This window comes from Methyloglobulus sp., assembly GCF_046714055.1.
GTDB lineage: Bacteria > Pseudomonadota > Gammaproteobacteria > Methylococcales > Methylomonadaceae > Methyloglobulus.
The window spans coordinates 1-6,614 of sequence record NZ_JBKKBJ010000268.1 but is presented as its reverse complement, the minus strand read 5'-3'; the positions used below and the strand labels follow the sequence as shown (position 1 = coordinate 6,614).

The window sequence follows — 6,614 nt, the reverse complement described above, 5'->3', positions numbered from 1 at the left end:
GCTCACGGGAGAAGTCGTCAATGGCGACCAACAGGCACTCGCGGGGCTGGGTTGGGGATTGGCCCTTAAGCAGCGGCAGCCGCTTGGTGTCGAAATGGACCGGCTCGCCAGGATAGGACTTGTTGTGGCGCCTGGCTTGCCGTTTCAGGCGCCCTTGGATGGCCTGTTCGACCTTGGCGGGCGTTTGAGGCCGTATTGGATCGTCTTAAAGCGTTGGTTGGTGCTGTCGCGGGGCGTAAACTCCCGTAGCCTGGCGCGGTTAAGGACGGACGGTTTCAAGGTTGAAGTTTGATTACCCACTGTATTTCACATAGAGCCGTTCATGGTGTATATAAACCAATTAAAATGGTTGATTTCAACCGTTGCGGTTGCTATGTTCGTAGAAAAAGTTCGGTATTAGGTCTTTTTTGCCTGGGATAGATAATCACGAATGAATGGCTTAAATTCATGGGGATGTGCCACTCACTTTTGAGCTTTCTCCCGTAAAAACAGCACTGGTTGTCGCCGAGGCGTTGATGGGACTGGGTATCTAGCTATAATTGACTAAGCTCCAAAATATATTCAAGGTCGATCAAATCCTGATTTCATCTCAGCGGTGAAAAAAGATATCGAGCTGTCATCACCAATAACAATCCGGTTTTTATTTACCCGTTGCCGCCTCATTGCTGTAATGCGTCCGTTCGGTATCCTCGCACTGGTTAAGGAATTTCGGGTTCTCAACTGCTCCAGGTAAAACAGGGGGCTTTACAAACGCCGGATGCTCGAAATCGAACATGTCTATAGGTGGCTTGGCATGGGCATCACGGGCAGTCATGGCAGGCAAATTGAAACGTGCTTGCACAAATCGCAGAATGGAGGTGTGATCGTAGACCGTGTGTGACACATAGTGTTTTTTGGCATAGGGTGAGATTACAATCATCGGTACCCTAAACCCAAGCCGATCAAATTTGCCTGGAACATCACCAGATTCAAGAATAGGTTGGATGTCATCCGGCGGACATGCCTTTGGTGGCGGAACATGGTCATAGAACCCACCATGTTCGTCGTAGGTAAAAAACAAGGCTGTCCGTTGCCAGTTAGGGCTTTTCAGTACCGCATCGACTATCTGGGCAACAAACTTTTCACCCGCCTGAATGTTTTTTGGCGGGTGTTCATTATGGCGACCGGCAGATGTAATCCAGGAAAAGCTGGGCAACTTGCCGGCTTTTGCGGCTTTAAAAAAATCGACAGTCGTCAGGAAGTGGTCGCCCTTCTCGGTATGCAGTTTCGGTAGGATCTGTTCTTCGAATGAAGGTTTGGAGGCGGTAAAGATAGCCCAACTTTCGCCAGCTTGTTCGAGTTGATGGAAGATCGAATGTTCTTCGGCACGAGGTGGCGGCGGATCGTTGATGATATGCCCTAAAGAAGTCCCCGCAATCATATACATACGGTTAGGCCAGGTCGAACTGGCAACGCTGGCGTGATAATGGTCTGCGATGGCAAACGTGTTCGCCAATGCGTAATAGAACGGAATCCAGGACTCATCATAGTAAGTCATCGCACCCGCCCCACCCGCAGTAGCAAAGCCGCTCACTTTGTCATCGGCAATCTGTTCGCTAACTTTGTTCCAATAATGCGGTTCATCACCTAAGCAAGGCGTAGTGGCTAGTGTCAAAAATACTTTTTTTCCGTCCTTATCCAAGTTGAATGTATTCGCTGGGGCAACTTCGACATCAGGTTGGCCATACTCAGGCAGTTTCTGGAAATAGTGATCGAAAGAGCGGTTTTCCTGCATCACCACAATGATGTGGTCGATGGGAATATCTGTGCTGCGAAGCATATCCGGGTAAGTTTCGACTACACTTTGCCCCGCCTTGTAAGGGCACGATTCGACGGAAGGTTTGGGAACAGGAGTACACGTGACACACAAGACCATTACAGCCGTAAAAATAGAATGTTTATTTTGTGTTGGCATGGGTGGTGTGTTTTTAAAATTTAAACTAAACGATTTCAAAGGAGAAAATCACCGTAACCAGGGTCATTGAGACCAACCCTACTAAAAAGATCAATTCAGCCCAACGTTCCAAACGTACCGCAGACTGCTCTGAACGTATCGATGAAAATGATAGTAATGCACTTATCATGAACAATATGCTATCAATGGCTAACGCTTTATCGATCAAGAAGTTTATTACCCCTGAATCCATGCTTTTGACAATGCTGATAACCGTGATACAGACGCCCACCATGACCGATGAATTCGGCAATATGTGATGAGATAGATCATTGTTATTACGATTGTTCATTAAGTGTCAAATGTGCCTTAGTTTAGGGAAAATATCACAGGTACCGACTTTGAGATTGTGTTTGTCAGGTCAATCAGGTGTCGATTAAATCTTGTTATCAGTACCTATTCGATCCTTTGCCATAATAAAAGCGGAATGGGGGACATGTAAAAGCTCTGCAATTTTTCTTACCAAATATTCTTCCTGGACATCCAACACATTATCAATAAACGCAATTTTCCATAACAATTCAATCAAATGAATTTTTTGTTCCAAACTGTATGTTTTATTGATTAGGGAAGTAAATTGAAAATAATCAGTCGCCTGTTTTCTTTGTTGTTCAGCCAACTCCAATAATGAGGTCGCTTGTTCAGACGTTAAAGAAAAGTTCTGCTGGATCAGGGACAAAATCGCTTCTTGCTCTTTTAGCTCAATTTTATCGTCCATCATCATCATTTCCAGGAACAATACGGCAGTCGCAAGTTGTAGCGTTTCTTCTGAGTTATCTTCCAGCGCTAACAGCGCCAAATGTTGTTCAAAAAAAAGTTTGATTTGGTTGAGCATTTTCAAAAAATTCCGATTTCATCAAAATAGATTAAAACATTCACTTCAATTTATATTTGTTGATGTCTGCAAAATAGGTAAACCGCTGCTTAATGATAACGTGGATTTAATTAAATTAAACGCGATTCTACGTCCTACAATATTTACTCGTCTCGGTTGTTTACCAATTCCAGTTGTTTTAACGTATCGCCCGCAATTTTTGCCACATAGATCAATACCCCGAATAAAATAAATAAGCCAAAGACCAGCATTGAGTGTGAAACAAAGCCCGTCTGCGCTGCACCTTTGACTAATCCAGTCAGATGTTTGGCGGTATAACCCAAATAGACCAGTGTGCCGTTGTAAACCAAGATACCGCTGGTCGCCACTAAAATAAGGCCAGAATTTTACTTCCGTAACCGATAACGCATAACTGAGCATGGCAAATGGCAAGGGAGTCAGGCGCAATAAGAACATCAGCTTGAAGGCATTTTCACCACTTATCACCTTATCCAAGTTCGCAAGACGCTGATGTCCGGCGATAATTGTCAGGACGCTTGCGCGGAATAAATCACGTCCCAGGTAGAATATAATTGCAGCCGACAGATAGGTTGCAATGATGATGGTCAATTCGCCGGTCATGATTGGAAATAATACTCCCGCAGCAAAACAGAGCGCATCAATGGATACAAAAATCGGCGCGAGAACCACGAAGAATAGGATAAAACCCAGCGGGGCGAAAACGCCCATGCCATTAATCCAGCCTTCCAGATCGGGAAGGTAAAGCTCAAGTTCATGCCAGATAAATAAAACAATCGCAACAAAAGCCAAGGCTGCCAATAGTTTTCTGTTAAGACTCATGTGTTGAAATTGCATGAGCTGCTTATCCTTGAATAAAGAGCATCATGAATGGTTGTCTTTATGGCGTAGGCTCATTATCACCATCGACCCGCCCAGGATAATCATATTAATGCCCAAAAATAATCCTAACAGCCAATGTTCGGTTTCAGACCAGAACGCCAGGATAATAGCCGCAAAAAACAAGGCAGTAACGCCGCTAAAAAGCACAACATTCCATTGTGGCAAAGGGCGCATCATAAACCCCAAATAAATTTTGATGACACCTTCCAGTGCAAAAAATAAGGTCATCATCATCGTGAGGGTCAGTACACCAGAAATGGGGTCAGCGATGAGCAGATAACCCACAGCTATCTGCAAAATGCCCAGGCCTAACCACAAGCCAAAACCCGGCATATCCCTGAAAAACAAAGCCCGGCTCATGTGCATTGCGCCTGCCAGGACAATTATCCAGCCCAGAAAAATGACGATGACCACGCTAATAACTTGAGGAATGACTATGGCGGCAATACCAAGTAGCATGAAAAAAATGCCCTCGGCTAAAAACAACCCCCAATGTTTTTGTAAGTATTCCAGCATTTGTTGTTGTTTATGCTTCAATTCAGTAACGATATCGTCAGCGTTTTTCATAAAATTTTCCTTTGTGATGATGTTTTAGTCAAACCGGACTATGCAATGTTCTTTGGTCTGACATTAAGTTCGGATATAGCCTAATTTGACACATTGAGTTCGCAAGGCAGCATTTACATTTGGAATTTGAAACCGCCTAGTATTATCTCCAACCTCTATGCCATCCAAAGCTTGGATGATGCCAGCCCCAGCCATATTGTGGGTGCTGCTGCCATACATACCCAGGGCCTGGAATCGCGTAAGTAGGTCAGATATATGTAGCGCCCACTGGTATCGGACAAATAACACCCGGTTCTGTTACGCAACAAACTAAGATAATAGTTACAGTTAAACAAATTGCTTTGATAAGCGGTTTCATGATTGTATCCCCTTCAAAAAAACTCAAAAGTCGGAAGAATCAGGACAAATCCTTATTTGCCCTGATTGATTTAAAACGTAAGTAATCTGTCGGGTTACTTGGACATTTTTTCATGATTTGCGGCTGCTTTTTCATGTTCTTTAGCCAGCGCAGCATGGTGTTTTGCCATCGCTTCGTGGTGTTTGTGTAATTCATGATGCCCAGCTTTTTTATACTCTGCCGCCAACGATTTATGATGCTCCGCCATCGCTTTGTGATGTTCCGCGTGTTGCTTATGAAGCGCGGCTGCATCTTGATGCTCAGTAGCTGTTGTTGCTGGCGCAGTGATATTAGCAGGATGTTCAGGTGCAGGTGAAACTTCTGCAAACAAAGGCGCAGAAACAAAACCCATACAAGCAGCCAAGGCTAAACTAAGATAAGTATTTTTGTTCATAGTCGTTCTCTCTCGTGATAATTATTAAAAAAGTTGTTTTTGCATTTTGGATAATTTGATGTTATTGCTGGTTTTTTCCTCCTTCTCCAGTTTTGGATTGTTTGTAAAAATGTTGCAAGTAGGAAAAATGCGGCGATGCGTGTGGTGGGTAAACCCACATGCTCACCCTGCATTCCTCACGCAGGCGGTTTATTTAGGCGGCATGAGAGTGAGTTTCCACATCCAGAGACTCAGGCCGCCCAAGATAACGAAGGCCAATACGCTTGGCCACAACGGCATCGTATAGCCTGCCACAAGAATATCGGGACGTATCAACAGTCTTATCAATTGCGCTAGGGACATCAGCCCGAAAACAGTACCGGACACTCGCAATCCAATGATTTGTGGGTTCATAATGTCATCCCTCTTCAAAAAACTTAGTCACTTGTTCTCCTAACGAGCGAGAACTTAGAGAGTGGTTGATATTAACTCTCTAGTCCATACAACTTACTTAGCGGGATGTCCTATCCTTTCTGCCGCATCCTCCAGGTCTTTTAACCGGTCTTTAAATTGCCCAAGGTCATCCATAACTTTTTGCCATACAGCGGCTGATTGCTCAGAAAACAGGGTCTTGTGGATGGCATCAATTTCCTTATACAGCGTCTTGTAGTCGTCCTTTTCGCCGTAGCCCAGCAGTTGTGCCAGTTCTAATTTGTCTTTGGCTGCATCGGTGAATTTTTGTATCTCATTCCTGTTTGCTTCTTTGGACAAATCATCCCTATGCTCCAAGTCTGCGGCAACCGTCAACAATTCCTCGGCGCGAAGGACGGGCAATGGCATTACTTCGGTAGTGACCACCAAAGTGCCTAAAACACTGCTCAAATCCACAACGGCCTGGTCGATTTTTCCAGAATCAATGAGCGGGATGATTTGTTTGATCGCAGCAGGATAGCTGCCTAAAGGAATGTTGGTTGTGGTGACACGGATTTCACTTGCCATTCCAACCAAAATTTTTCTGGCGTTTTGCAACTTGCCGTGTTTGAGCATATCCTCAGCCGCGTCGATCGCGTAGGCAACCTGCTTGTTAGTGCCATTAAAATCATACACATCGGTTTCAACCTTGGCTGGAACTAGGTTCAAGCCGGGATTTTTCGCTAAAAGGTTATCTAACTTGGTTGAAACCCCCTGTAAAATTGTTGTAGCGCCCTTGGTGTCATTACCGCCCAAAGCCACAATCGCTTTTTGAGTTTCTGCTTCTATTTCTGCCGCTTCACCCTCAATTGACGGAATCTTTTCCTTAAGAAGTTTATGTTTTGTCGCTGCCGATACCCTGTCAATCGTGGTTGCAGGGTGTGTTTTGGGTGTTTCGGTTTTAGCAAAACTGTTGCTGGCAAGAAAAGTGGCGCCTGAAGCCAATAAAACGTAGATTGCCATTTTTTTTTGATATTGATTTTTATTCATTATTTTTCCTGTGGTTAGTGTTAAGCGGTTATCTTCTTGGGGGGCGCGCCGCGGGCGGGGGGGGGGGGGGGGTGTGGTGGGGTGGGGT

Annotated in this window: 9 protein-coding genes; 2 read left to right on the top strand and 7 right to left on the bottom strand. The window is 44.7% G+C overall.

Annotated elements, in window-relative coordinates; all coding sequences use genetic code 11:
- Window positions 1–292 (top strand): hypothetical protein (locus tag ACLQ6D_RS16015; protein ID WP_411728310.1); only part of this gene is annotated, 292 nt, incomplete at its 5' end.
- 348 nt (window positions 293–640) lie between these two features.
- Here ACLQ6D_RS16015 and ACLQ6D_RS16010 read toward each other — a convergent pair.
- Window positions 641–1,954 carry a phospholipase C gene (locus ACLQ6D_RS16010; protein WP_411728309.1) on the bottom strand — a complete coding sequence of 438 codons (1,314 nt, stop codon included), beginning with the start codon at window positions 1,952–1,954 and terminating at the stop codon, window positions 641–643.
- A 167-nt stretch (window positions 1,955–2,121) separates the two neighbouring features.
- Here ACLQ6D_RS16010 and ACLQ6D_RS16005 point away from each other — a divergent pair, with 167 nt between their 5' ends.
- Window positions 2,122–2,253 carry a hypothetical protein gene (locus tag ACLQ6D_RS16005; protein WP_411728308.1) on the top strand — a complete coding sequence of 44 codons (132 nt, stop codon included), beginning with the start codon at window positions 2,122–2,124 and terminating at the stop codon, window positions 2,251–2,253.
- A 116-nt stretch (window positions 2,254–2,369) separates the two neighbouring features.
- Here the strand turns inward: ACLQ6D_RS16005 and ACLQ6D_RS16000 are convergent, their stop codons facing one another.
- From ACLQ6D_RS16000 to ACLQ6D_RS15975, 6 genes are all read right to left on the bottom strand, one after another.
- Window positions 2,370–2,828: a TerB family tellurite resistance protein gene (locus ACLQ6D_RS16000; protein WP_411728307.1), complete on the bottom strand. Its 459-nt coding sequence runs from the start codon at window positions 2,826–2,828 to the stop codon at window positions 2,370–2,372.
- A gap of 45 nt (window positions 2,829–2,873) precedes the next feature.
- The gene (locus ACLQ6D_RS15995) at window positions 2,874–3,683 is read right to left on the bottom strand and encodes a TVP38/TMEM64 family protein (RefSeq protein WP_411728306.1); all 810 of its coding nucleotides are present in this window, start codon (window positions 3,681–3,683) and stop codon (window positions 2,874–2,876) included.
- A gap of 27 nt (window positions 3,684–3,710) precedes the next feature.
- A complete protein-coding gene (locus ACLQ6D_RS15990) occupies window positions 3,711–4,295 on the bottom strand; it encodes an HdeD family acid-resistance protein (protein ID WP_411728305.1) in 585 nt (194 codons plus the stop codon).
- Between the two features lie 452 nt (window positions 4,296–4,747).
- Window positions 4,748–5,086, bottom strand: a complete 339-nt coding sequence (locus ACLQ6D_RS15985) for an acid-shock protein (protein ID WP_411728304.1) — start codon at window positions 5,084–5,086, stop codon at window positions 4,748–4,750.
- 189 nt (window positions 5,087–5,275) lie between these two features.
- Entirely contained in the window at window positions 5,276–5,479 is a 204-nt protein-coding gene (locus tag ACLQ6D_RS15980) for a hypothetical protein (RefSeq protein ID WP_411728303.1), read from the bottom strand.
- A 93-nt stretch (window positions 5,480–5,572) separates the two neighbouring features.
- Entirely contained in the window at window positions 5,573–6,526 is a 954-nt protein-coding gene (locus ACLQ6D_RS15975; protein ID WP_411728302.1) for a YfdX family protein, read from the bottom strand.
- Window positions 6,527–6,614 lie beyond the last annotated feature (88 nt).

Coding starts and splice junctions, on each gene's coding strand:
- ACLQ6D_RS15995 (WP_411728306.1), bottom strand. CDS start 3,683: ATGCAATTTCAACACATGAGTCTTAACAGAAAACTATTGGCAGCCTTG.
- ACLQ6D_RS15975 (WP_411728302.1), bottom strand. CDS start 6,526: ATGAATAAAAATCAATATCAAAAAAAAATGGCAATCTACGTTTTATTG.
- ACLQ6D_RS15990 (WP_411728305.1), bottom strand. CDS start 4,295: ATGAAAAACGCTGACGATATCGTTACTGAATTGAAGCATAAACAACAA.
- ACLQ6D_RS16010 (WP_411728309.1), bottom strand. CDS start 1,954: ATGCCAACACAAAATAAACATTCTATTTTTACGGCTGTAATGGTCTTG.
- ACLQ6D_RS15980 (WP_411728303.1), bottom strand. CDS start 5,479: ATGAACCCACAAATCATTGGATTGCGAGTGTCCGGTACTGTTTTCGGG.
- ACLQ6D_RS16000 (WP_411728307.1), bottom strand. CDS start 2,828: ATGCTCAACCAAATCAAACTTTTTTTTGAACAACATTTGGCGCTGTTA.
- ACLQ6D_RS16005 (WP_411728308.1), top strand. CDS start 2,122: ATGAACAATATGCTATCAATGGCTAACGCTTTATCGATCAAGAAGTTT.
- ACLQ6D_RS15985 (WP_411728304.1), bottom strand. CDS start 5,086: ATGAACAAAAATACTTATCTTAGTTTAGCCTTGGCTGCTTGTATGGGT.